Source organism: Shinella granuli, from assembly GCF_004341885.1.
Taxonomy (GTDB): domain Bacteria; phylum Pseudomonadota; class Alphaproteobacteria; order Rhizobiales; family Rhizobiaceae; genus Shinella; species Shinella granuli.
Genome location: NZ_SLVX01000001.1, coordinates 610,847 through 630,733 on the forward strand (window position 1 = coordinate 610,847; position 19,887 = coordinate 630,733).

Annotated in this window: 23 protein-coding genes; 18 read left to right on the forward strand and 5 right to left on the reverse strand. The window is 66.2% G+C overall.

The window, feature by feature from the left end; genetic code table 11:
• Positions 1 to 144: 144 nt before the first annotated feature.
• The 6 genes from EV665_RS02870 (at position 145) to EV665_RS02895 (ending at position 5,333) form a co-directional block, all read left to right on the forward strand.
• Positions 145 to 621 (forward strand): cobalamin biosynthesis protein, encoded by a 477-nt coding sequence (locus tag EV665_RS02870; RefSeq protein WP_133033003.1) that lies wholly within the window; start codon positions 145 to 147, stop codon positions 619 to 621.
• Positions 621 to 1,463: a uroporphyrinogen-III C-methyltransferase gene (cobA, locus tag EV665_RS02875; protein ID WP_064330341.1), complete on the forward strand. Its 843-nt coding sequence runs from the start codon at positions 621 to 623 to the stop codon at positions 1,461 to 1,463. The genes EV665_RS02870 and cobA overlap by 1 nt, the downstream gene beginning before the upstream one ends.
• Entirely contained in the window at positions 1,460 to 2,767 is a 1,308-nt protein-coding gene (locus EV665_RS02880; RefSeq protein WP_133033004.1) for a cobyrinic acid a,c-diamide synthase CobB, read from the forward strand. The genes cobA and EV665_RS02880 overlap by 4 nt, the downstream gene beginning before the upstream one ends.
• Positions 2,764 to 3,777, forward strand: a complete 1,014-nt coding sequence (gene cobD / locus EV665_RS02885) for a threonine-phosphate decarboxylase CobD (RefSeq protein WP_133033005.1) — start codon at positions 2,764 to 2,766, stop codon at positions 3,775 to 3,777. Before EV665_RS02880 ends, cobD begins: the two co-directional genes overlap by 4 nt.
• On the forward strand, positions 3,774 to 4,754 hold the full coding sequence (gene cbiB / locus EV665_RS02890; protein WP_133033006.1) for an adenosylcobinamide-phosphate synthase CbiB: 981 nt from the start codon (positions 3,774 to 3,776) through the stop codon (positions 4,752 to 4,754). Before cobD ends, cbiB begins: the two co-directional genes overlap by 4 nt.
• Positions 4,755 to 4,904: 150 nt before the next feature.
• Entirely contained in the window at positions 4,905 to 5,333 is a 429-nt protein-coding gene (locus EV665_RS02895) for a L,D-transpeptidase (protein WP_133033007.1), read from the forward strand.
• A 9-nt stretch (positions 5,334 to 5,342) separates the two neighbouring features.
• Here the strand turns inward: EV665_RS02895 and EV665_RS02900 are convergent, their stop codons facing one another.
• Positions 5,343 to 6,068, reverse strand: coding sequence for a Crp/Fnr family transcriptional regulator (locus EV665_RS02900; protein ID WP_064330336.1), 726 nt, complete (start codon positions 6,066 to 6,068; stop codon positions 5,343 to 5,345).
• A 210-nt stretch (positions 6,069 to 6,278) separates the two neighbouring features.
• Here EV665_RS02900 and hemN point away from each other — a divergent pair, with 210 nt between their 5' ends.
• The 8 genes from hemN to EV665_RS02940 all read left to right on the forward strand — a co-directional run bounded on the left by hemN (position 6,279) and on the right by EV665_RS02940 (position 14,063).
• The gene (gene hemN, locus EV665_RS02905; protein WP_133033008.1) at positions 6,279 to 7,628 is read left to right on the forward strand and encodes an oxygen-independent coproporphyrinogen III oxidase; all 1,350 of its coding nucleotides are present in this window, start codon (positions 6,279 to 6,281) and stop codon (positions 7,626 to 7,628) included.
• Between the two features lie 125 nt (positions 7,629 to 7,753).
• Positions 7,754 to 8,038, forward strand: a complete 285-nt coding sequence (locus EV665_RS02910; RefSeq protein ID WP_133033009.1) for an acyl carrier protein — start codon at positions 7,754 to 7,756, stop codon at positions 8,036 to 8,038.
• A gap of 116 nt (positions 8,039 to 8,154) precedes the next feature.
• On the forward strand, positions 8,155 to 8,637 hold the full coding sequence (locus tag EV665_RS02915) for a 3-hydroxyacyl-ACP dehydratase FabZ family protein (protein WP_133033010.1): 483 nt from the start codon (positions 8,155 to 8,157) through the stop codon (positions 8,635 to 8,637).
• 2 nt (positions 8,638 to 8,639) lie between these two features.
• The gene (locus EV665_RS02920; protein ID WP_133033011.1) at positions 8,640 to 9,839 is read left to right on the forward strand and encodes a beta-ketoacyl-ACP synthase; all 1,200 of its coding nucleotides are present in this window, start codon (positions 8,640 to 8,642) and stop codon (positions 9,837 to 9,839) included.
• Between the two features lie 9 nt (positions 9,840 to 9,848).
• Positions 9,849 to 11,135, forward strand: coding sequence for a beta-ketoacyl-ACP synthase (locus EV665_RS02925; RefSeq protein WP_064330333.1), 1,287 nt, complete (start codon positions 9,849 to 9,851; stop codon positions 11,133 to 11,135).
• A gap of 13 nt (positions 11,136 to 11,148) precedes the next feature.
• Positions 11,149 to 12,177: a zinc-binding dehydrogenase gene (locus tag EV665_RS02930; RefSeq protein ID WP_133033012.1), complete on the forward strand. Its 1,029-nt coding sequence runs from the start codon at positions 11,149 to 11,151 to the stop codon at positions 12,175 to 12,177.
• A gap of 10 nt (positions 12,178 to 12,187) precedes the next feature.
• A complete protein-coding gene (locus EV665_RS02935; protein WP_133033066.1) occupies positions 12,188 to 13,117 on the forward strand; it encodes a lipid A biosynthesis lauroyl acyltransferase in 930 nt (309 codons plus the stop codon).
• Positions 13,118 to 13,439: 322 nt separating this feature from the next.
• On the forward strand, positions 13,440 to 14,063 hold the full coding sequence (locus EV665_RS02940; protein WP_084437910.1) for a PAS domain-containing protein: 624 nt from the start codon (positions 13,440 to 13,442) through the stop codon (positions 14,061 to 14,063).
• Between the two features lie 4 nt (positions 14,064 to 14,067).
• Here the strand turns inward: EV665_RS02940 and EV665_RS02945 are convergent, their stop codons facing one another.
• The gene (locus EV665_RS02945) at positions 14,068 to 14,550 is read right to left on the reverse strand and encodes a hemerythrin domain-containing protein (protein ID WP_064330329.1); all 483 of its coding nucleotides are present in this window, start codon (positions 14,548 to 14,550) and stop codon (positions 14,068 to 14,070) included.
• Between the two features lie 210 nt (positions 14,551 to 14,760).
• On the opposite strand from EV665_RS02945, the gene ccoN reads away from it, so the two are divergent.
• From ccoN to ccoP, 4 genes are read left to right on the forward strand one after another with little or no spacing between them, the layout of a single operon-like run.
• On the forward strand, positions 14,761 to 16,383 hold the full coding sequence (gene ccoN, locus EV665_RS02950) for a cytochrome-c oxidase, cbb3-type subunit I (protein WP_133033013.1): 1,623 nt from the start codon (positions 14,761 to 14,763) through the stop codon (positions 16,381 to 16,383).
• Positions 16,384 to 16,393: 10 nt separating this feature from the next.
• Positions 16,394 to 17,125 (forward strand): cytochrome-c oxidase, cbb3-type subunit II, encoded by a 732-nt coding sequence (gene ccoO, locus EV665_RS02955; RefSeq protein ID WP_133033014.1) that lies wholly within the window; start codon positions 16,394 to 16,396, stop codon positions 17,123 to 17,125.
• Between the two features lie 11 nt (positions 17,126 to 17,136).
• Positions 17,137 to 17,289 (forward strand): CcoQ/FixQ family Cbb3-type cytochrome c oxidase assembly chaperone, encoded by a 153-nt coding sequence (locus tag EV665_RS02960; RefSeq protein WP_064330326.1) that lies wholly within the window; start codon positions 17,137 to 17,139, stop codon positions 17,287 to 17,289.
• Positions 17,290 to 17,291: 2 nt separating this feature from the next.
• Positions 17,292 to 18,155, forward strand: coding sequence for a cytochrome-c oxidase, cbb3-type subunit III (gene ccoP / locus EV665_RS02965; RefSeq protein WP_133033015.1), 864 nt, complete (start codon positions 17,292 to 17,294; stop codon positions 18,153 to 18,155).
• Between the two features lie 79 nt (positions 18,156 to 18,234).
• Here ccoP and EV665_RS02970 read toward each other — a convergent pair whose 3' ends face one another.
• The 3 genes from EV665_RS02970 to EV665_RS02980 all read right to left on the reverse strand — a co-directional run bounded on the left by EV665_RS02970 (position 18,235) and on the right by EV665_RS02980 (position 19,860).
• Positions 18,235 to 18,972: a GGDEF domain-containing protein gene (locus tag EV665_RS02970; protein ID WP_133033016.1), complete on the reverse strand. Its 738-nt coding sequence runs from the start codon at positions 18,970 to 18,972 to the stop codon at positions 18,235 to 18,237.
• 118 nt (positions 18,973 to 19,090) lie between these two features.
• Positions 19,091 to 19,447, reverse strand: coding sequence for a VOC family protein (locus EV665_RS02975; protein WP_133033017.1), 357 nt, complete (start codon positions 19,445 to 19,447; stop codon positions 19,091 to 19,093).
• The gene (locus tag EV665_RS02980; protein WP_133033018.1) at positions 19,444 to 19,860 is read right to left on the reverse strand and encodes an SRPBCC family protein; all 417 of its coding nucleotides are present in this window, start codon (positions 19,858 to 19,860) and stop codon (positions 19,444 to 19,446) included. Before EV665_RS02980 ends, EV665_RS02975 begins: the two co-directional genes overlap by 4 nt.
• Positions 19,861 to 19,887 lie beyond the last annotated feature (27 nt).

Below are 19,887 nucleotides of genomic sequence, written 5' to 3' on the forward strand. Positions count from 1 at the left end.
CTCCGGTACTAAGAAGCCTAGCGACGGTGCCCGCAGGGCGGGCCGAGCGGTGTCCGGTGCGGCCGACCCAGAGGGGCTTCATCCGGAACCGTCGGTGGACGGCAAGGCCGGGCCCTTTCGCGTGGAATTTTGCGAGAGACCGCCATGCGCGCCAAGGCCCCATCCCCTGACACCGGACGACGTCTGCTCGTCCTCGGCCTCGGCTGCGAACGCGGCACGCCGCCGGCAGAACTGCTCGATCTCGCCCTCTCCGTCATTCCGGACCCCGAGGACATCGCCTTCGTCGCGACGCTGGACGCACGCGCGGAAGAGCCGGCCATGCATGCCGTCGCCCGGCATTTCTGCGTGCCGCTCGTGACCTTTCCGGCCGCCCGGCTCGAAGCCGAGACGCCGCGGCTTGCCAATCCTTCCGACCGCGTCTTCGCCATCACCGGCTGCCACGGCGTCGCGGAGGCGGCGGCGCTGGCGCAGGCGGGCAGCGGCGGCAGGCTCATCGTGGAAAAGACGAAATCGGCCCATGCCACGGCGGCGATCGCTGAAACTTTCCAGCCGCTTGCGGCATTTTCCTGCGGCATCGATTCCGCGCCTTCGTTTTCTGATTCAAGCCGGGAGCCTGCCTGATGCATACCCTGTTTGCCGCCCTCCCGCCCATGGAAAGGGGCAGCGTCTGGCTTGTCGGCGCAGGCCCGGGCGATCCCGGCCTCCTGACGCTGCACGCCGCCCATGCCCTCCAGCAGGCGGATGTCATCGTGCATGACGCGCTGGTCAATGCCGAGTGCCTGTCGCTTGCCGGCCCGGACGCGGTGCTGGAATTCGCCGGCAAGCGCGGCGGCAAGCCCTCGCACAAGCAGCGGGACATTTCCCTGCGGCTCGTCGAGCTCGCGCGCGCCGGCAACCGCGTGCTGCGGCTGAAGGGAGGCGATCCCTTCGTCTTCGGCCGCGGCGGCGAGGAGGCGCTGACCCTCATCGAGCACGGCGTTCCCTTCCGCATCGTTCCGGGCATCACGGCCGGCATCGGCGGCCTTGCCTATGCCGGCATCCCGGTGACGCATCGCGAGGTCAACCATGCCGTCACCTTCCTCACCGGCCATGATTCCTCCGGCCTCGTGCCCGACCGCATCAACTGGGAGGGCATCGCCAAGGGCTCGCCCGTCATCGTCATGTACATGGCGATGAAGCATATCGGCCAGATCGCCGGCAACCTCATCGCCGGCGGCCGCGCGCCGGAGGAGCCCGTCGCCTTCGTCTGCAATGCCGCGACCGCCGAACAGCAGGTGCTGGAAACGACGCTGGCGCGCGCGGAGGCGGATGTCACGGCCGCCGGCCTCGAACCGCCGGCCATCGTCGTCGTCGGCGAGGTCGTGCGCCTGCGCGCCTCGCTCGACTGGCTCGGTGCGCTGACGCAGGGTCGCGCGCTGGCGCCCGACCCGTTCGGCTCGCGCGAGTTGAAGGACCTGGCATGAGCGGACTGCTCATCGCTGCGCCCGCCTCCGGCTCCGGCAAGACGACGGTGACGCTGGGCCTGGCGCGCGCCTTCGCCGATGCCGGTCTCGGCCTCGTTTCCGGCAAGGCGGGGCCGGACTACATCGATCCGGCCTTCCACGCCGCCGCCAGCCGCAAGGCCTGCCTCAACTACGATCCCTGGGCGATGCGTCCCGAGCTCATCCGCGCCAATGCCGCGCAGCAGGCCGGCGCGGGGGATTTCCTGCTGGTCGAGGCGATGATGGGCCTTTTCGACGCCGCCGCCGACGGCACCGGCGCGCCCGCCGACCTTGCGGCGATGCTCGGCCTGCCCGTCGTGCTCGTCGTCGATTGCAGCCGCATGTCCCAGTCCGTTGCCGCGCTGGTGAAGGGCTACCGGGACCATCGCGGCGATGTCCACGTCGCCGGCGTCATCCTCAACAAGGTCGGCAGTGCCCGGCACGAGGCCATGCTGCGCGGGGCGCTGGAGGCGAGCGGCATCGAGATCTTCGGCGTGCTGCGGAGCGATCCGCTGCTTGCCCTGCCGGAACGGCATCTCGGCCTCGTGCAGGCCGGCGAGCATGGCATGCTGGAGACCTTCATCGCCCATGCCGCCGCCGTGGTGACGCGGTGCTGCGATCTGGAGCGCCTGGTCGCCGTCGCCGCGCGACGGGGAGGGGCGCGGGTGGAGGGCGCCGTGTCGTACCTGCCGCCGCTCGGCCAGCGCATCGCGATCGCCCGCGACGTCGCCTTCGCGTTCACGTACGAACATCTCCTGATGGGCTGGCGCATGGCGGGGGCGAGCCTTTCCTTCTTCTCGCCGCTGGCCGACGAGGCGCCCGCGGCCGATGCGGATGCCGTCTATCTGCCCGGCGGCTACCCGGAACTGCACGGGGCCGCTCTTGCCAATGCCGCTGCCTTCCGTCTAGGCATGCAGGAGGCAGCGCGCCGGGGGGCGCGCATCTATGGCGAATGCGGGGGCTATATGACTCTGGGGGAGGCTCTGGTTGCGGCGGATGGATCCCGCTACGGCATGCTCGGCCTCCTGCCGCTCGTCACCAGTTTTGCCGCGCGCCGTCGTCATCTCGGCTACCGCCGCGTGACGCCGCTTGCCGGCGCGGGCTTTTCGGCGCCGATGACCGCCCACGAGTTCCACTATTCGACCGTCGCCAGCGAGGGCGCCGCGGAGCGCCTGTTTGCCGTCACGGACGCGATCGGCGAGGACCTCGGCGAGGCGGGCCTTCGCCGCGGAACCGTCAGCGGCTCCTACATGCATCTCATCGACCTTGCGCCGGAGGCGGCATGACCGCGCCGCGCATCGTTCACGGCGGCGGTATCGCCGCCGCCGCCCAGCGCTTCGGCGGCCGGCCGGAGGACTGGCTGGACCTTTCCACCGGCATCAACCCCAATTCCGCGGCGTTGCCTGCGGTGGATGCCGCCGCCTGGCACCGCCTGCCGGATCGCCATCGCCAGGATGCCGCCCGCGCTGCCGCCGCCCGCTATTACGGCACATCGGGCGCGCTGCCCTTTCCTGTTCCCGGCACGCAGTCCGTCATCCAGCTCCTGCCGCGTTTCGCCGCCGCCGGCCGGCGCGCCGCCGTCGTCTCGCCGACCTATGGCGAATATGCCCGCGTGCTGGAAAATGCCGGCGTGGCGGTGGATCGCATTGCAGGCCTCGATGCCGTGAGCGATGCCCATGGCCTGGTCGTCGTCGTCAACCCGAACAATCCGGACGGCCGGCTGTTCTCGCGCGAGGCGCTGCTCGACCTTCACCGGCGCGTTGCCGGCAGCGGCGGCCTTCTCGTCGTCGACGAGGCCTTCGGCGACATGCGCCCCGAAGCCGCCATCGCGCCGCTGGCCGGCGACAACATGCCGGGCCTTCTCGTCTTCCGGTCCTTCGGCAAGTTCTTCGGCCTTGCCGGCCTGCGCCTCGGTTTCGTGATCGGCGAGGCGCCGGTCGTCGACCGCATCGAGGACGGGCTCGGCCCCTGGGCGGTGTCCGGCCCGGCGCTCACCATCGCCACCGGCCTGATGACATCAGACACCGCCGCCATCCGCCGGTCGATCGACGCGCGCAAGGCGGCGCTCGAATCCGTCCTTGCCGGCGCCGGCCTCGATATCGTCGGCGGCACCGGCCTTTTCGCGCTGGTCGACCATGCGGATGCGCCTGCCATCCACGAAGGGCTCTGCCGCCGCCATATCCTCGTTCGTCCCTTCGACTACAATGCGCGCTGGCTGCGCTTCGGCCTTGCGCCGGATGCCGCCTCGGATGCCCGGCTGGCGGCGGCGCTGGCGGAGGTGATGGCCGGGCAATGAGCGAAACGCTTCTCCTCCTTTTCCTGGCCCTGCTGCTCGACCGCCTTGTCGGCGATCCGGACAGGCTCTGGCGGCGCGTGCCGCATCCGGTCGTGCTGTTCGGCCGGGCGATCGGGCTGATGGACAAGCTCTTCAACGGCAAGCGCCTCTCGGCCGATACGAAGCGCTTCAACGGTGCCGCCGGCATTGCCGTGCTGCTCGCCGCCAGCGTCTTCCTCGGCTTCTTCGTGCACCGGCTGCTCGCGCCGCTCGGCATCGTCGGCGCCCTCGTCGAGATCGTCATCGTCGCGATCTTCCTGGCGCAGAAGAGCCTTTACGATCATGTGCGTGCCGTCTCCAGCGGCCTGAAGCGCGGCGGCCTTGCGGGCGGGCGGCAGGCCGTGTCGATGATCGTCGGCCGCGATCCGGCGACGCTCGACGAGCCGGCCATCTGCCGCGCCGGCATCGAGAGCCTGGCGGAGAATTTTTCCGACGGCGTGGTGGCGCCGGCGCTCTGGTATGCGCTCTTCGGCCTGCCGGGCCTGTTCGCCTACAAGATGCTGAACACGGCTGATTCGATGATCGGCCACAAAAACGCGAAATATCTCGATTTCGGCCGGGCCTCCGCCCGGCTGGACGATCTCGCCAACTGGCCCGCCGCACGCCTCTCCATCCTCTTCCTCGCCGCCGGCGCATGGGCGGTGAAGGGCAGGGCGGCGGCGCGCCATGCGATCGGCACGGCGCTGCGCGATGCGGGCCTCCACCGTTCGCCCAATTCCGGCTGGCCGGAAGCGGCCATGGCCGGCGCGCTCGGCATCGGCCTTGCCGGCCCGCGCATCTATGGCGGCACGCGCGTCGACGAACCGATGATGAACGCGAGCGGCCGCACCGTCGCGACGGTGGCGGATATCGATCTGTCCTTGCGGATCTTCTCGGCCGCCTGTGCTGCTCTTGCTGCAGCTGTATTGCTGGCGGCGCTTCTTGCCGCTTTGTTGTGAGCGCGCCGCGCGGCATTCAATAGAATTTTACATCTTAACTTCGTTTTCTTTTCGTGGCCCCGCCAATATTGTGGAAGGCTGAAACGTCTATATTCTGTCTCGACGCGAGACTGGCATCAAAGCCATGCGCAAACGAATAGAGGGGAAGTCATGCGTATCTTCTTTGCGACCGCTGTCGCGTTCCTTCTTGTGTTGTTCCAGACCCAGACCGCTCTGTCGGCCAATCTGACCGCCCGGATCAGCCTTTCTTCGCAGACCATGGTCGTTACTCAGAACGGCGCGGTGAAATATCGCTGGCCCGTCTCGACCGGTCGCAAGGGCTATGGCACGCCGACGGGCGCCTGGTCGGCGAAATGGGCCTCGCGCAACCACCGCTCGCGCAAGTACAACAATGCGCCGATGCCCTATGCGATCTTCTTCAAGGGGGGATATGCCGTGCATGCGACCTACGAGACGAAGCGCCTCGGCCGCCCGGCCTCGCATGGCTGCGTGCGCCTGCACCCGGACAATGCGGCGACCTTCTTCCAGATGGCCAACCGCAACGGGCTGTCCAACACGCGCATCGTCATCACGCGCTGAGCGTTTCGCTCAGTCGTTGCCGGCGTAGCGCATCAGCCGGTCCATGTCGGGAACGGTGACGTGACGGTTGTTCTCGATGCGGATGACGTTTTCCTTGCGCAGCTTGGTGAACTGCCGGCTGACGGTCTCGATCGTCAGCCCGAGGAAATCGGCGATGTCGGCGCGCGAGAGCGGCAGCTCGAAGGCCGACCTGTCGACGCTCTCCGGGTCGATATGGGTGGCGATCAGGTAGAGGAAGCTCGCCACCTTCTCCTGCGCCGTCTTGCGGCCGAGCGTCAGCATCCAGTCGCGCGCCTCGTCCAGCTCCTTCAGGGCCTGCTGGTGCAGCTTGTGCTCCAGCTCGGGCGTCCTCTTGACCAGCCGGTCCAGCACATGGCGCGGGAAGTTGCACACTTCGCTTTCCGTCGCCGCTTCCGCCGTGATGGCGCTTTCCTCCAGGAACGGGCGGCCGAGGAAATCGGGGGCGAACTGCAGGCCGACGATCTGCTGGCGGCCGTCCGCCATCACCTTGGTCAGCTTCACGACGCCGCGCATGATGTTGGAATAGTTCACCACCGTCTCGCCCTGGCCGATGACTTCGGCGCCGGTTTCCAGGCGGTTGCGGAAGGAATGCTTGTTGAGTTCGGAGAGCTGCTCGGAGGTCAGCGCGCCGCACACGCCGCCATGGCGCGCCTCGCAGGCACGGCAGACAAGAGGAATGTCGGAATTATGGATATCTTGGCGGCGAATTTCCATGTCGGCTTTCCTTTCGCCCGGCGGTTCCCGCGGCGCAACAATGCCGTGCTACCGCACGCGACCGTGAACATAAAGCGTGCCGCCTCGCGGCAAAATAGCGCTTCCTGACTATTGTCAAATCCTAGCGCACTCATTCCGGCTTTCACTTGATCAAAATCAAATGGTGACGACCGTTTCGGGTTTATTTGCCGTGTGAGCAAGGAGATGACCATGCAGCACGCCCTCGTCGAACGCCTTTCGTCGCCGGTTCCCCGCTATACAAGCTATCCGACCGCGCCGCATTTCAACGAAAGTATCGGGCCGGAGGTCTATGCGGACTGGCTGGGGCGTCTTGCGGCGGAGAATCGCCTCTCGCTCTATGCCCATATACCCTATTGCGACCGGCTGTGCTGGTTCTGCGCCTGTCACACCAAGCAGACGCTGCGCTACGAGCCCGTCGAGGCCTATCTCAAGGGCCTCCATGCGGAGATCGCCGCGATCGGCGCGCGGGTCTCGCGGGAGGTGTCGGTCACGGCGCTGCATTTCGGCGGCGGTTCGCCGACCCTCCTGCGACCGGATGACATGCGGGCGCTGAAGGCCTGTCTGGAGAAGAATTTTTCCTTCGCGGCGGATGCGGAAATCTCCGTGGAGATGGATCCGAACGATCTGGACGAAGCCCGGCACGATGCGCTGGCCGATATCGGCATGACGCGCGCCAGCCTCGGCATCCAGGATTTCGATTCCAAGGTCCAGAAATCGATCAACCGCATCCAGACCTTCGAGCAGACCCGCGGCGTGGTGGAAGCCGCGCGGGCGCGGGGCGTGCGCTCGGTCAATTGCGACATCCTCTACGGGCTGCCCCACCAGACGCTGGAGACGCTGGCCGAGACGGTCCGGGCCGTCCTCTCGCTTGCGCCCGACCGTATCGCGCTCTTCGGCTATGCCCATGTGCCGTGGATGAAGAAGCACCAGACGATGATCGACGAGGCGGCGTTGCCCGGCGTCGTCGCGCGGTTCGAGCAGATGGCGATGGCGGCCGACATGCTGGTTTCGGCCGGCTACGAGGCCATCGGCATCGATCATTTCGCGCTTCCCGCCGACCGGCTCGCCGTGGCGGCGCGGCAGGGCACGCTGCGCCGCAATTTCCAGGGCTATACCGACGACCAGGCGGATGCGCTGGTCGGGCTCGGTGCCTCCTCCATCGGCCAGCTTCCCGAAGGCTATATCCAGAACATGCCGGCGACGGGCGAATACCTGCGCCGGGTGGAGGAGGGCGGTCTTGCCGCCGTCCGCGGTTATGCACTGACCGAGGAGGACCGTGCCCGCGCCTTCGTGATCGAGAAGATCATGTGCGATTTCGGCTTTTCCTTCGCTGCCCTTGCCGCGTGCCATCCGGCCTTCTCCGGCATCATCCGGGCGGAGGCGGTCGGCTTTGCCGCGGCGGACCGCGACGGGCTCGCCCGCATCGAGGGCGATCGGTTCGTCCTCACCGCGGCGGGGCGGCCCTTCGCGCGCACCGTCGCCGCGGTCTTCGATGCGCATCTGGCGAGCGGGCGCGGGCGGCATTCCATCGCGGTCTGACCGGCGGCCCACGGCCATGCTGTTTGCGCAACACAGCATCGCCGACTGCGCAGGGCCCTCATCAAACCCATTGGCAATTGCGTCTTATTTCCATATAGGATCGCCCGACTATAGATTCATGAGGTATGGGCGTGACTGCTACATTCGACAAGGTTGCCGACATCATTGCTGAGACGAGCGAGATCGACCGCGAGACGATCACGCCCGACAGCCACACGATCGACGATCTCGGCATCGACAGCCTCGACTTCCTCGACATCGTCTTTGCGATCGACAAGGAATTCGGCATCAAGATCCCGCTGGAACAGTGGACCCAGGACGTCAACGAGGGCAAGGTCGCGACGGAAGAGTATTTCGTCCTGAAGAACCTTTGCGCCAAGATCGACGACCTGCGGGCCGCCAAGGCCTGAGGCAACGGCGTCGGCCGCCCTCGCGGCCGTGCTCCAGACGATCCCGGTGCTTGTGGCGCACGGCCTGCCGTTTCCGGCAGGCCTTTCGATTTCCGGAACCTGCCGGAGGTATCCCGATGCTGCTCGAATATTTCCAGATGATCGATCGCGTGGAGGCTGTCGACGGCGCGCGCCGCGTGCTGAAGGCCCGCTCTGTGGTGCCCGCGAAAAGCCCTGTTTTCGAAGGCCATTTTCCCGGCATGCCGCTCGTCCCGGGCGTGCTGCTCATCGAGACCATGGCGCAGGCCTCCGGCTTCCTCGTGCTCGCCGCGACGGATTTTGCCGCCATGCCCTTCCTGATGAGCGTCGATGGCGCCAAGATGCGCAGCTTCGTCGAGCCGGATGCCGTGCTCGACATCGAGGCGGTGCTGGAGCATGACGGGTCGGGCTATGCCGTCACCAAGGCGAAGATCTCGTCTTCCGGCAAGAAGGTCTGCGATGCGCAACTGAAGCTGCGCACCATGCCGTTTGCCGAAGTGCCGCTTGCCGATATCGTGCGGGCGCGCGCGGGCGAGGTGGGTTTGTTCGAGGCGCTCGACGCGTCGGCGGAAGGAAAGTGAGCATGGCGAAGGCGAACAATGATGTGGTGATCACCGGCGTCGGCATCGTCACCTGTCAGGGTGTCGGCGCGGCGGCGCATGTGGAAATCCTTGGCGGCGCGCGCGCGCCGGCGCTGAAGATCGAGACGGAGCGCTTCGCGCCCTATCCGGTGCACCCGATGCCTGACATCGACTGGAACCAGCAGATTCCCAAGCGCGGCGACCAGCGCCAGATGGAGAACTGGCAGCGCCTCGGCGTGTTCACCGCCGGCCTCGCGCTCGACGATGCCGGCTTCAAGGACGACGCGGAGGCCTGCGGCACGATGGACATGATCGTGGCGGCCGGCGGCGGCGAGCGCGATATCGCGGTCGATTCGCTGATCGTCGACGAGGGCCTGAAGCGCAACGACCGCGAGCGCCTGCTCAACGAGAAGCTGACCACCGAGCTGCGGCCCACGCTCTTCCTCGCCCAGCTTTCCAACCTGCTCGCCGGCAATATCTCCATCGTGCACAAGGTCACCGGCTCCTCCCGCACCTTCATGGGCGAGGAGGCGGCCGGCATTTCCGCCATCGAGACCGCCTTCCACCGCATCCGCTCCGACCAGTCGACGCACACGCTCGTCGGCAGCGCGCTGGTGGCCGAGCGGCAGGATGTCATCCTGCTTTACGAAGCGATCGGCGCGCATGCGACGGGCGGCTGGACGCCGCTCTGGTCGCGCGACGAGAAGGCCGGCGGCGGCATCGTCACCGGCACGGCCGCGGCCTTCCTCGTGCTGGAATCGCGCGCCCATGCCGAAGCGCGGGGCGCACGCATCTACGCGACCATCGACGCCATCGGCGGCGACCGCGGCCCGCGGGACGAGGGTCGGCTGGAAGCCCGCCTCGAACGGCTGGCCGACGGCGCTGCGGCCGGTGCCGGGACCGTCGTCTTCTCGGGCGCGTCCGGCCAGCATGGCGTGACGGCACGTGAAAAAGCCTGGCTCGACACGCGTTTTTCCGGCAGCCCGGTGCGCGGCTTCAGCGCGGTCACCGGCCAGGCGCTGGAAGCGCAGTTCCCGCTCGGCCTTGCCATCGCCGCCCTGACGCTCGGCGCGGACGTCAAGGTCGCGCCGTTCGATACGACGGCCGAGGCCGCGATGACCGCAGCGGCGAAAAGCGCCGTGGTCACCACGGTCGGCCATGCGCGCGGCGAAGGCGTCGCAATCCTTTCCGCAGAGAAGTAGGAGCCGGCCATGACGAAAGCCGCTTACAGGGATCATCTCGGCCGCCCGATCGTCGCCGTCACGGGCATGGGCGTCATCACCTCGCTGGGGCAGGGCCTCAAGGACAACTGGACCGCGCTCGTCGGCGGCGTGTCGGGCATCCACGGCATCACGCGCTTTCCGGTCGACGGGCTGAACACCCGCATTTCCGGCACGGTCGATTTCATCGAGCTGCCCGTCGAGAACCCGGTCGAGCGCTCCTATGCCTATGCCCGCGAGACGGCGGACGAGGCACTGGCGCAAGCCGGCCTTTCCGGCGATTTCGGCGGTCCGCTCTTTCTTGCCGCCCCGCCGATCGAGCCTGACTGGCGCGACCGCTTCGCGCTTGCCGACCGCGCCCCGCCGTCGCAGCGTCCGGGCGATGCCTATGACCGCTTCCTTGCGGTGCTGCGAGAAAAGGCCGAACCCGCTCTGCACGAAGCCTGGGCCTTCGGCGCGATCTCCGAACGCCTCGCCGACCGTTTCGGCACCCGCGGACTGCCCGTCACGCTGTCGACCGCCTGCGCCTCCGGCGCGACGGCCATCCAGCTCGGCGTCGAGGCGATCCGCCAGGGCCGTACCGACCGCGCGCTCACCATCGGCACCGACGGCTCGGTGACGGCGGAGGCGCTGATCCGCTTCGCGCTGCTCTCCGCGCTCTCGACCCAGAACGACCCGCCGACCAAAGCCTCCAAGCCGTTCAGCAAGGATCGCGACGGCTTCGTCATCGCCGAAGGCGCGGCGACGCTGGTGCTGGAATCGCTCGAATCCGCCGTCGCCCGCGGTGCGAAGGTGCTCGGCATCCTCAAGGGCTGCGGCGAGAAGGCCGATCATTTCCACCGCACCCGCTCCTCGCCGGATGGCGGCCCCGCCATCGCGACGATCCGCGCGGCGCTGGAAGATGCCGGCATCGACGAGAGCGGCATCGGCTATATCAACGCCCATGGCACCTCGACGCCGGAAAACGACAAGATGGAATATCTCTCCATGTCGACGGTCTTCGGCGACACGCTGGCGAATATCCCGGTCTCCTCCAACAAGTCGATGATCGGCCACACGCTGACGGCGGCCGGCGCCGTCGAGGCCGTGTTCTCCATCCAGACCATGCTGACCGGCACCCTGCCGCCAACGATCAACTACACGAACCCCGACCCGGCCATCGTGCTCGACGTCGTGCCGAACGTGAAGCGCGATGCGCGCGTTTCCGCGGTTCTCTCCAACTCCTTCGGCTTCGGCGGCCAGAACGCCAGCCTCGTCATGACGGCCGAACCCGCCTGATAGGAATTTTGCCATGCGCGCCCTCCAGCTTCTCGACGACCGCAAGCTCGAACTCACCGATATCCCGGAGCCGGAGGCGCCCGGCCCCGGCGAAGTGACGCTGCGGGTCAAGGCCGTCGCGCTCAACCATATCGACGTCTGGGGCTGGCGCGGCATGGCCTTTGCCAAGCGCAAGATGCCGCTCGTCATCGGCGCGGAAGCGGCCGGCGTCGTCGAAACGCTCGGTCCGGGCGTCTCGAATGTCCTGCCCGGCCAGCTCGTCTCGATCTACGGCGCGCGCACCTGCGGCCTCTGCAAGCCCTGCCGAGAAGGCCGCGACAATCTCTGCGAACATGTCGGCGGCGTGCACGGTTTCCATCTCGACGGCTTTGCGCAGGAGAAGGTCAACCTTCCCGCCCGCCTTCTCGTGCCGGCCCCGCCCGGCGTCGATGCGGTCGGCGCGGCGCTCGCTCCCGTCACCTTCGGCACGGTCGAGCATATGCTGTTCGACAATGCGAAACTCGAATCCGGCGAGACGATCCTCGTCCATGCCGGCGGCTCCGGCATCGGCACGGCGGCGATCCAGCTTGCCAAGAAGATCGGCTGCACCGTCATCACCACCGTCGGCTCGAACGACAAGATCGAGAAGGCCAAAGCGCTCGGCGCCGACCACGTCATCAACTACCGCGAGGACCGCTTCGAGGGCGTCGTGCGCAAGCTGACCAGGAAGAAGGGCGTCGACGTCGTCTTCGAACATGTCGGCAAGGACACCTGGGCGGGCTCCATGCTCTGCATGAAGCGCGGCGGGCGGCTCGTCACCTGCGGCTCCACCTCCGGCGTTTCCACCGACATGAACCTGATGATGCTGTTCCAGCAGCAATTGAAGCTCTTCGGTTCCTTCGGCTGCCGCATGGAGAACATGGCGAATGCCATGCAGAAGATGGCGCGGGGCCTCGTCCACCCGGTCATCGATACCGAAGTGACCTTCGACGGCATCGCGACGGCCCTGGAGCGCATGGAATCGCGCCAGATATTCGGCAAGATCGTCCTGAAGCTGGATTGATGCCGTGCGGATGATCGTCACACGCCTCGTCCTGGCGCTCAGGAAGTTCAAGCAATGGCTGGTGGCGCAGTTCGTCTTCGGCCTGCTCAGCCTCCTGAAGATCCTGCCGGCGGACGGTGCGATCAACTTCGCCGATCGCGCGGCGCGCTGGATCGGCCCGAAGACGCGCCGCCACATGCTGACGCTCACCAATCTCCGGAACGCCTTTCCGGAAAAGCCCGAGGCGGAGATCGCGGCGATCGCGCTCGATGCCTGGGGCAATATGGGCCGGCTTGCGGCCGAATATGTCTTTCTCGACCGTCTGTTCGACTTCGATCCCGCGCGCACGGCGCCTGGCCGCATCGAGGTCTCCGGCATTCCGCTCTTCGTGGACCTGCGCGACAATCCGCGGCCCTTCATCGTCTTCACCGCCCATACCGGCAATTTCGAGCTCCTGCCGGTCGCCGGCGCGTCCTTCGGCCTCGATGTGACGGTGCTCTTCCGTCCGCCGAACAACCCCTACGTCGCCGACAAGGTTTTCGAGTTCCGCCGCGCACGCATGGGCGACCTCGTGCCCTCCCATGCCGGTTCGTCCTTCACGCTTGCCCGCAAGCTGGAGGCGGGCGGTCCGGTCGGCGTGCTGGTCGACCAGAAGTTCAACAAGGGCCTGCACACGACATTCTTCGGCCGGAAGGTGCAGACCAACCCGCTGCTCGCCAAGCTGGTGCGCCAGTTCGATTGCGAGGTCTATCCCGCCCGCTGCATCCGCCTGCCCGGCAACCGCTACCGCCTGGAGCTGGAGCCGGCGATGGACATCCCCCGCAAGGAGAACGGCGCCGTCGACGTCGATGCGACCGCGCAGATGCTGAACGACAAGGTCGAGCAATGGGTGCGCGAATATCCCGGCCAGTGGCTCTGGTATCACGACCGGTGGAATATCAAGCGCGGCCTTATTACTTGACTGCTTACGATCGTTTCTTTCCACCTCAATTTTGAATACGTTCAGTTTCCCGGAATATGCGACTTTAGGCTAATTTGGGGTTTGACATCCTTCCGTACGCTGTTACCATTTTGCTAATGTAAGCGCTTTCGACAGCATATTTCGGGAGGAGAGGGTCAAAGCTTTATCTCGTTTCTGAACATTTCAAATAGTGTAGTGGCGCAATTGCTGTAGATTTCAGCAATTCGGGGAGCATGAATTGAAAGCTCTTGTAGAGTTGTTCTGGTTTAAGTATTCACAACTCCAGCATGCCGTGAGGGCCGGGAACGAAAGGCTCGTTTCCATGCTGGACAGGGAAATCGAGCCGGCCCTGGCGGCCGTGCTGCGGAAGGAGGCGAGCGACGCTTCCGAACTTCGTTCCCAGTTCCAATTCGTGGTGGACCTGCTTCGGGAAGAGGCGGATGACAAGGCCTGCGTGCTCCGGCAGGCGCATCATTTCAAGCTGCTGCTGGATCGGTATTTCGGGACCGAGGAGGCCGCCGCGCCCTTCCGGATCGACATGCCGGGGGCCGGGCGTCCCGCCATCACGCCGCGCGTGGCGGAGGACGGGCTGCTCAACGAGGCGATCCTCGACAGCCTTCCCGACCGCGTCGCCGTCATCACGACGGATTACCGCTATCTCTATTCCAACCCGCTCAATGCCGAGCGCTTCAGCGAAAAGCCCATCGACCTCGTCGGCCGGCACATCGTGGAGTTCATCGGCGTGCAGCGATTCGAGAGCCGCGTGAAGCGCAATCTCGACCATTGCTTCGCCGGCGACGTGGTGGAATACGACTATGTGTCCCCGCGCCGCGGCCAGGCGATCACGCGCTGCCGCATGACGCCCTGCCTGTCGGCGGCCGGAAACGTGCTCGGCGCCATTCTGGTCCTGCAGGAAACGGCGCAGCAGGGGCCGCTCGCCGCCTGATCCGTCAGGAGGTGAGGCCGGTGCCGCGCAGCATGAACTGCTGTTCGAAGGCGATATGGCGGCGGATCGATTCGAAGAAGCCGCGGAGCATGTAGCCCGCGGCTTCCGCGTTCACCGTGCCGTCGCCACTGCCGAGCCGGGTCAGCGTGTCGGTCAGCTCCTCCGCAAAGCATTCGTCCTCGACATGCTCGAACTTCAGCCGGGCGATGGAATCGATGAGTTCCCGGTCGCCGGAGGCCATGCGCTCCAGCAGGGGGAAGACGGTTTCCTCTTCATAGCGGTGGATGCCGTTGACCAGCGGAATCAGCGACTTGGCCGCGTACATGCATTTCTGCCGGTTGACGTTTGCCGGCAGGCTGTCGGCGATGTCCTCCAGCGCCGAGCAGAGCGTCAGTTGTGCGTCATGGGCCTTCTTCAACCAGTCCAGCGAAACGGCGTCCGTCGGGCGATCGGAAAGCAGCCGGGCGATCCCTGTATAATCCGTCATGTCCTGTTCCCTCGGTTCGGGAGTGCCGCGAGCGTTTCGACGCGCGGCTGCGTCAACCTGTCCCTTGATGCCGCCGGCAACCGCGCTTCGCCTTGATCCAAGTCAAGGATGCTTCCGGCCGCATCTGCGAAGGCTCAAGTCGAGCGCAAGGGCCGATTCCGCGAGGGAACCGGCCGTTGCGGGAAATTGACGAGTTGGGGGATGCCAACGATGAAATATGTAACGGAAACGATCGTCCTGGCCGTGGGGGCGTTCATCGCGCTGCTCGGCGCGGCGTTTGCCCAGGACAGGCTCTTCGAGGCCCATATGTGGGTCCTCTTCTTCGTGCTGCTCGCCAGCACGCTCTTCATGGTCCGGCGCATCTCCTTCGCGCCGGCCGTCGCGACCGGATCATCGCAGGATGACGAGGGGTACTTCGACGAGGTCGTCAAGTACGGCGTCATCGCGACGGTGTTCTGGGGCGTCGTCGGCTTCCTGGTCGGCGTCGTCGTGGCGCTCCAACTGGCCTTCCCCGATCTCAACATCGAGCCCTGGCTCAATTTCGGCCGCACGCGTCCGCTGCACACCTCGGCGGTGATCTTCGCCTTCGGCGGCAACGCGCTGATCGCGACCTCCTTCTACGTCGTGCAGCGCACCTCGCGCGCCCGTCTCTTCGGCGGCAATCTCGGCTGGTTCGTGTTCTGGGGCTACCAGCTCTTCATCGTCATGGCCGCCACCGGCTACCTGCTCGGCATCACGCAGAGCCGGGAATATGCCGAGCCGGAATGGTATGTCGATATCTGGCTCACCATCGTCTGGGTCGCCTATCTGATCGCCTTCCTCGGCACGATCATGACGCGCAAGGAGCCGCACATCTACGTGGCGAACTGGTTCTTCCTGTCGTTCATCGTGACGATCGCCATGCTGCACGTCGTCAACAACCTGGCCGTCCCGGTCTCGTTCCTCGGCGTGAAGAGCTATTCGGCCTTCTCCGGCGTGCAGGATGCGCTGACGCAGTGGTGGTACGGCCACAACGCCGTGGGCTTCTTCCTGACGGCCGGCTTCCTCGGCATGATGTACTACTTCATCCCGAAGCAGGTGAACCGTCCGGTCTATTCCTACCGCCTGTCGATCATCCACTTCTGGGCCCTGATCTTCATGTATATCTGGGCCGGCCCGCACCACCTGCACTATACGGCGCTGCCCGACTGGGCGCAGACGCTCGGCATGGTCTTCTCGATCATGCTCTGGATGCCCTCGTGGGGCGGCATGATCAACGGCCTGATGACGCTCTCGGGCGCCTGGGACAAGATCCGCACCGATCCGATCGTGCGCATGATGGTCATGGCCGTCGCCTTCTACGGCATGGCGACCTTTGAAGGCCCGATGATGTCGATCAAGTCGGTCAACTCGCTCAGCCACTATACGGACTGGACCATCGGCCATGTGCATTCGGGCGCGCTCGGCTGGAACGGCCTCATCACCTTCGGCGCGATCTACTTCCTCGTCCCGAAGCTTTGGAACCGCGAGCGGCTCTATTCGATCCGCATGGTCAACTGGCACTTCTGGCTCGCCACCCTCGGCATCGTCGTCTACGCCGCCGTCATGTGGGTCGCCGGCATCCAGCAGGGCCTGATGTGGCGCGAATACGACGAGCAGGGCTTCCTGGTCTATTCGTTCGCCGAAACGATCGCCGCCATGTTCCCGTACTACGTGCTGCGCGCCGTCGGCGGTGGGCTGTTCCTCCTGGGGGCGCTCATCATGGCCTACAACGTGACCATGACAATCCTCGGCTACCAGCGCGACGAGGCCCCGATCCCGGGCGCCGCGCCGAAGCTGCAGCCGGCCGAATAGGAGGGACCCGATGTCCATTCTTGACAAACACGCGATCCTCGAGCGCAACGCGACGCTTCTGCTCGTCGGCTCGCTCTTCGTGGTCACCATCGGCGGCATCGTCGAGATCGCCCCGCTGTTCTACCTGGAGAACACCATCGAGAAGGTGGAGGGCATGCGGCCTTATTCGCCGCTGGAGCTTGCCGGCCGCGACATCTACATCCGCGAGGGCTGCTATACCTGTCACAGCCAGATGATCCGGCCGTTCCGCGACGAGGTGGAGCGCTACGGGCATTATTCGCTGGCGGCGGAATCGATGTACGACCATCCGTTCCAGTGGGGCTCCAAGCGCACCGGCCCGGACCTTGCCCGCGTGGGTGACCGCTATTCGAACGAATGGCACGTCCAGCACCTGATCGAGCCGCGCTCGGTCGTGCCCGAATCGGTGATGCCGAGCTATTCCTTCCTCAAGGAAACGCCATTGGAGGTGCGGAACGTCTCGATGCACCTGTCGGCCAACCGCGCCGTCGGCGTGCCCTATACGGACGAGATGCTCGAAAACGCCGAGGCCGACCTCAAGGCGCAGGCTTACCCGAATGCCGATACGTCCGGCATCGAGGCCCGCTACCCGAAGGCCAAGCTCGGCGACTTCGACGGCGACCCGGCAAAGCTCACCGAAATGGATGCGCTCGTCGCCTATCTGCAGATGCTCGGCACGCTGGTGGACTTCTCCACCTATGACGACGCCGCCGGTTACCGCTGAGGAGGACGCCCATGGAAACCTATACCGCCATGCGGCACTTCGCCGACAGTTGGGGACTGCTCGCCATGACGCTGTTCTTCCTCGCCGTCGTCGTCTTCACCCTTCGCCCCGGCGCCCGCAAGGCGGCCGAACGGGCCGCTGAAATCCCTCTCAAGGAGGACTGATCATGGCCGAGAAACACATTGACGAAATCTCGGGCGTCGAAACCACCGGCCACGAATGGGACGGCATCCGCGAACTGAACAACCCGATGCCGCGCTGGTGGGTCTGGACGTTCTACGCCACGATCGTCTGGGCGATCGGTTACACGATCGCCTTTCCGGCCTGGCCACTGATCTCCGATGCGACGACCGGCATGCTCGGCTGGTCGAGTCGCGCCAATGTCGCCGTCGAGCTGGCCGAGGCCAAGCAGGCGCAGGCCGGCTTCGTCGACCGCATCGCCAAATCCTCCCTGCAGGAGATCATGGCCGACCCGCAGCTCTCGCAGTTCGCGATCGCCGGCGGCGCCTCGGCCTTCAAGGTCAACTGCGCCCAGTGCCACGGTTCGGGCGCGGCCGGCGCGGCGGGCTTCCCCAACCTCAACGACGACGACTGGGTCTGGGGCGGCACGGTGGACGACATCTACCACACGATCGCCCACGGCATCCGCCATGCCGGCGACGACGAGACCCGCATCTCGGACATGCCGGCCTATGGCGATATCCTCCAGCCGGAGGAGATCAAGCAGGTCGCGGCCTATGTGGTCAGCCTGACGGGCACGCCGTCGAATGCCGGCCTCGTCGAGCCCGGCAAGCAGATCTTTGCCGACAACTGCGCCGCCTGCCACGGCGATGACGCCAGGGGCAACCGCGAGATGGGCGCCCCGAACCTTGCCGACGCCATCTGGCTGAAGGGCGAGGGCGAGGCCGCCATCGCCCAGCAGGTCCGTTCGCCGAAGCACGGCGTCATGCCCGCCTGGCTTCCCCGCCTCGGCGATCCGGCCGTCAAGCAGCTTGCCGTCTTCGTGCATTCGCTGGGCGGCGGCGAGTAGCGCCGGACCCCTCAAACGACGAAGGCCGCGGAAACCGCGGCCTTTTCTTTTTTGGGCAATCCGGCTGGCGGCATGGCGCTCAGGCGACGACCGTGTTCCGGCCCATCGATTTCGCACGGTAGAGGTTGCGGTCGGCGGCCGCGAGCGCCTCGACGGGATCGAAGCGCGGCGCGCAATGGAAGACGCCGATGCTGATGCCGAGCGCGATCCGCACGCCCGACGGCGCGTGGAGGTCGATCGCCTCCACCGCCTCGCGGATCGTCTGGGAATGGTCGAGCATGTGCGCCGGCGAGGCCTCGTCGAGGAAGACGGCGAACTCCTCGCCACCGAGCCGGCCGACAAGGTCGTTCCTGCCCGTAAGGTCGTGCAGCACCGCCCCGACGAGGCGCAGTGCCTCGTCGCCGGCGGCATGGCCGAAACGGTCGTTGACGGACTTGAAGTGATCGAGGTCGAGGAAGAGCAGGCCACCGGAACGGCCGCCGCGGCTGCGGGCCTGGAGCTCGGCCATGAAGGTCGCGCGGTTGAGCACGCCCGTCAGCGCGTCGCGCTGCGCCTGGTGCTTGAGGCGGGCATAGGCTTGCGCAAGGTCGTCCTTGGCGCGGGCGAGGGCGGCATTGGCGGCGCGCAGCCGGTCCGCCTGGTAGAAATGCAGGATCGAGACCGGAATGGAAATGGCAACCGGGCAGACGATGGTCATGACGAGGCCGGCGCCCGCCACTTCGCCGCCCATGAGCGGCACGAGGGCGAAGCTGATGGCGAGGGATGCCAGTGTCGAGAGACCGCCGACCGCCAATGCCTTGCCGAGGATTTTGTACATGGAAAAAGCCTGCGTCCGTTTTGATCGCAGGCTCTGACTAGGAGCGTCTTATTGAAAAAGCCTGAATTCGTTCGGTAAAAGGCGCCCGGCCGTTCACATTGACGTTACGGCAGGCACATCAGCGGTCGGACCAGACCGCCAGCTCGTAGCCGTCGGGGTCCGCGAACTGGAAGCGCCGGCCGCCGGGAAAGTCGAAGATCGGCTTGACGATCGTCCCGCCGGCCGCCGTCACCCGCTCCAGCACCTCTTCCAGCGCATCGGCAAAGAGGATGACGAGCGGGCCGCCCTTGGCGTTGACCGGGGCGAGCGTCGTGAAGCCGCCGGTGAGGCGGCCGTCCTGGAACTCGCAGTATTGCGGGCCGTAATCGGTGAAGGTCCAGCCGAAGGCGCCGTCGTAGAAGGCCTTGCTCGCCGCGATGTCCGCGACGTTGAACTCGATATAGTCGATCTTGCGATCCGCGCCCCTGGTGCTCATTCCTGCATGTCCTTTTCTTCCATCAGTCCCGCCAGCGTCTCGAGGTCCTGCGCTATATGCGCCGCATCCCGCTCGAAGGCTTCGTCGTCCATATCCGGTTGCCGCAGCAACAGGAACATCACCTCCGCGCCATCGCCGTTCGGCGCGATGCGCAGCGCATTGTCCACCACGCGCCCGTCCGGCAGCGTCACCCGGTGGTCGACGACGCCGAAATCGTTGGGCGGGGCGAAGCGCACGCGCGCATCGCCGATCGGCCCGCCATCGGCGATCCAGTCCTCTCCGTCGCGCGTCAGCCCGGCGGCAAGGCCCGAGGCCCAGAGCGGCATGTTTTCCGGTCGGGCGGCAAAAGCGTGGACTGCGCGCCAGTCGCGCCGGATGGTGCGGTGGATGATACGGGCGGGCAGGGTGGTCATCGTTTTTCTCCATTCGGTGCCACGATA

Bases quoted from the DNA above. Each gene is read 5' to 3' on its own strand.
- EV665_RS02870 (WP_133033003.1), top strand. From the start codon at position 145: ATGCGCGCCAAGGCCCCATCCCCTGACACCGGACGACGTCTGCTCGTC.
- cobA (WP_064330341.1), top strand. From the start codon at position 621: ATGCATACCCTGTTTGCCGCCCTCCCGCCCATGGAAAGGGGCAGCGTC.
- EV665_RS02880 (WP_133033004.1), top strand. From the start codon at position 1,460: ATGAGCGGACTGCTCATCGCTGCGCCCGCCTCCGGCTCCGGCAAGACG.
- cobD (WP_133033005.1), top strand. From the start codon at position 2,764: ATGACCGCGCCGCGCATCGTTCACGGCGGCGGTATCGCCGCCGCCGCC.
- cbiB (WP_133033006.1), top strand. From the start codon at position 3,774: ATGAGCGAAACGCTTCTCCTCCTTTTCCTGGCCCTGCTGCTCGACCGC.
- EV665_RS02895 (WP_133033007.1), top strand. From the start codon at position 4,905: ATGCGTATCTTCTTTGCGACCGCTGTCGCGTTCCTTCTTGTGTTGTTC.
- EV665_RS02900 (WP_064330336.1), bottom strand. From the start codon at position 6,068: ATGGAAATTCGCCGCCAAGATATCCATAATTCCGACATTCCTCTTGTC.
- hemN (WP_133033008.1), top strand. From the start codon at position 6,279: ATGCAGCACGCCCTCGTCGAACGCCTTTCGTCGCCGGTTCCCCGCTAT.
- EV665_RS02910 (WP_133033009.1), top strand. From the start codon at position 7,754: ATGGGCGTGACTGCTACATTCGACAAGGTTGCCGACATCATTGCTGAG.
- EV665_RS02915 (WP_133033010.1), top strand. From the start codon at position 8,155: ATGCTGCTCGAATATTTCCAGATGATCGATCGCGTGGAGGCTGTCGAC.
- EV665_RS02920 (WP_133033011.1), top strand. From the start codon at position 8,640: ATGGCGAAGGCGAACAATGATGTGGTGATCACCGGCGTCGGCATCGTC.
- EV665_RS02925 (WP_064330333.1), top strand. From the start codon at position 9,849: ATGACGAAAGCCGCTTACAGGGATCATCTCGGCCGCCCGATCGTCGCC.
- EV665_RS02930 (WP_133033012.1), top strand. From the start codon at position 11,149: ATGCGCGCCCTCCAGCTTCTCGACGACCGCAAGCTCGAACTCACCGAT.
- EV665_RS02935 (WP_133033066.1), top strand. From the start codon at position 12,188: ATGATCGTCACACGCCTCGTCCTGGCGCTCAGGAAGTTCAAGCAATGG.
- EV665_RS02940 (WP_084437910.1), top strand. From the start codon at position 13,440: ATGCTGGACAGGGAAATCGAGCCGGCCCTGGCGGCCGTGCTGCGGAAG.
- EV665_RS02945 (WP_064330329.1), bottom strand. From the start codon at position 14,550: ATGACGGATTATACAGGGATCGCCCGGCTGCTTTCCGATCGCCCGACG.
- ccoN (WP_133033013.1), top strand. From the start codon at position 14,761: ATGAAATATGTAACGGAAACGATCGTCCTGGCCGTGGGGGCGTTCATC.
- ccoO (WP_133033014.1), top strand. From the start codon at position 16,394: ATGTCCATTCTTGACAAACACGCGATCCTCGAGCGCAACGCGACGCTT.
- EV665_RS02960 (WP_064330326.1), top strand. From the start codon at position 17,137: ATGGAAACCTATACCGCCATGCGGCACTTCGCCGACAGTTGGGGACTG.
- ccoP (WP_133033015.1), top strand. From the start codon at position 17,292: ATGGCCGAGAAACACATTGACGAAATCTCGGGCGTCGAAACCACCGGC.
- EV665_RS02970 (WP_133033016.1), bottom strand. From the start codon at position 18,972: ATGTACAAAATCCTCGGCAAGGCATTGGCGGTCGGCGGTCTCTCGACA.
- EV665_RS02975 (WP_133033017.1), bottom strand. From the start codon at position 19,447: ATGAGCACCAGGGGCGCGGATCGCAAGATCGACTATATCGAGTTCAAC.
- EV665_RS02980 (WP_133033018.1), bottom strand. From the start codon at position 19,860: ATGACCACCCTGCCCGCCCGTATCATCCACCGCACCATCCGGCGCGAC.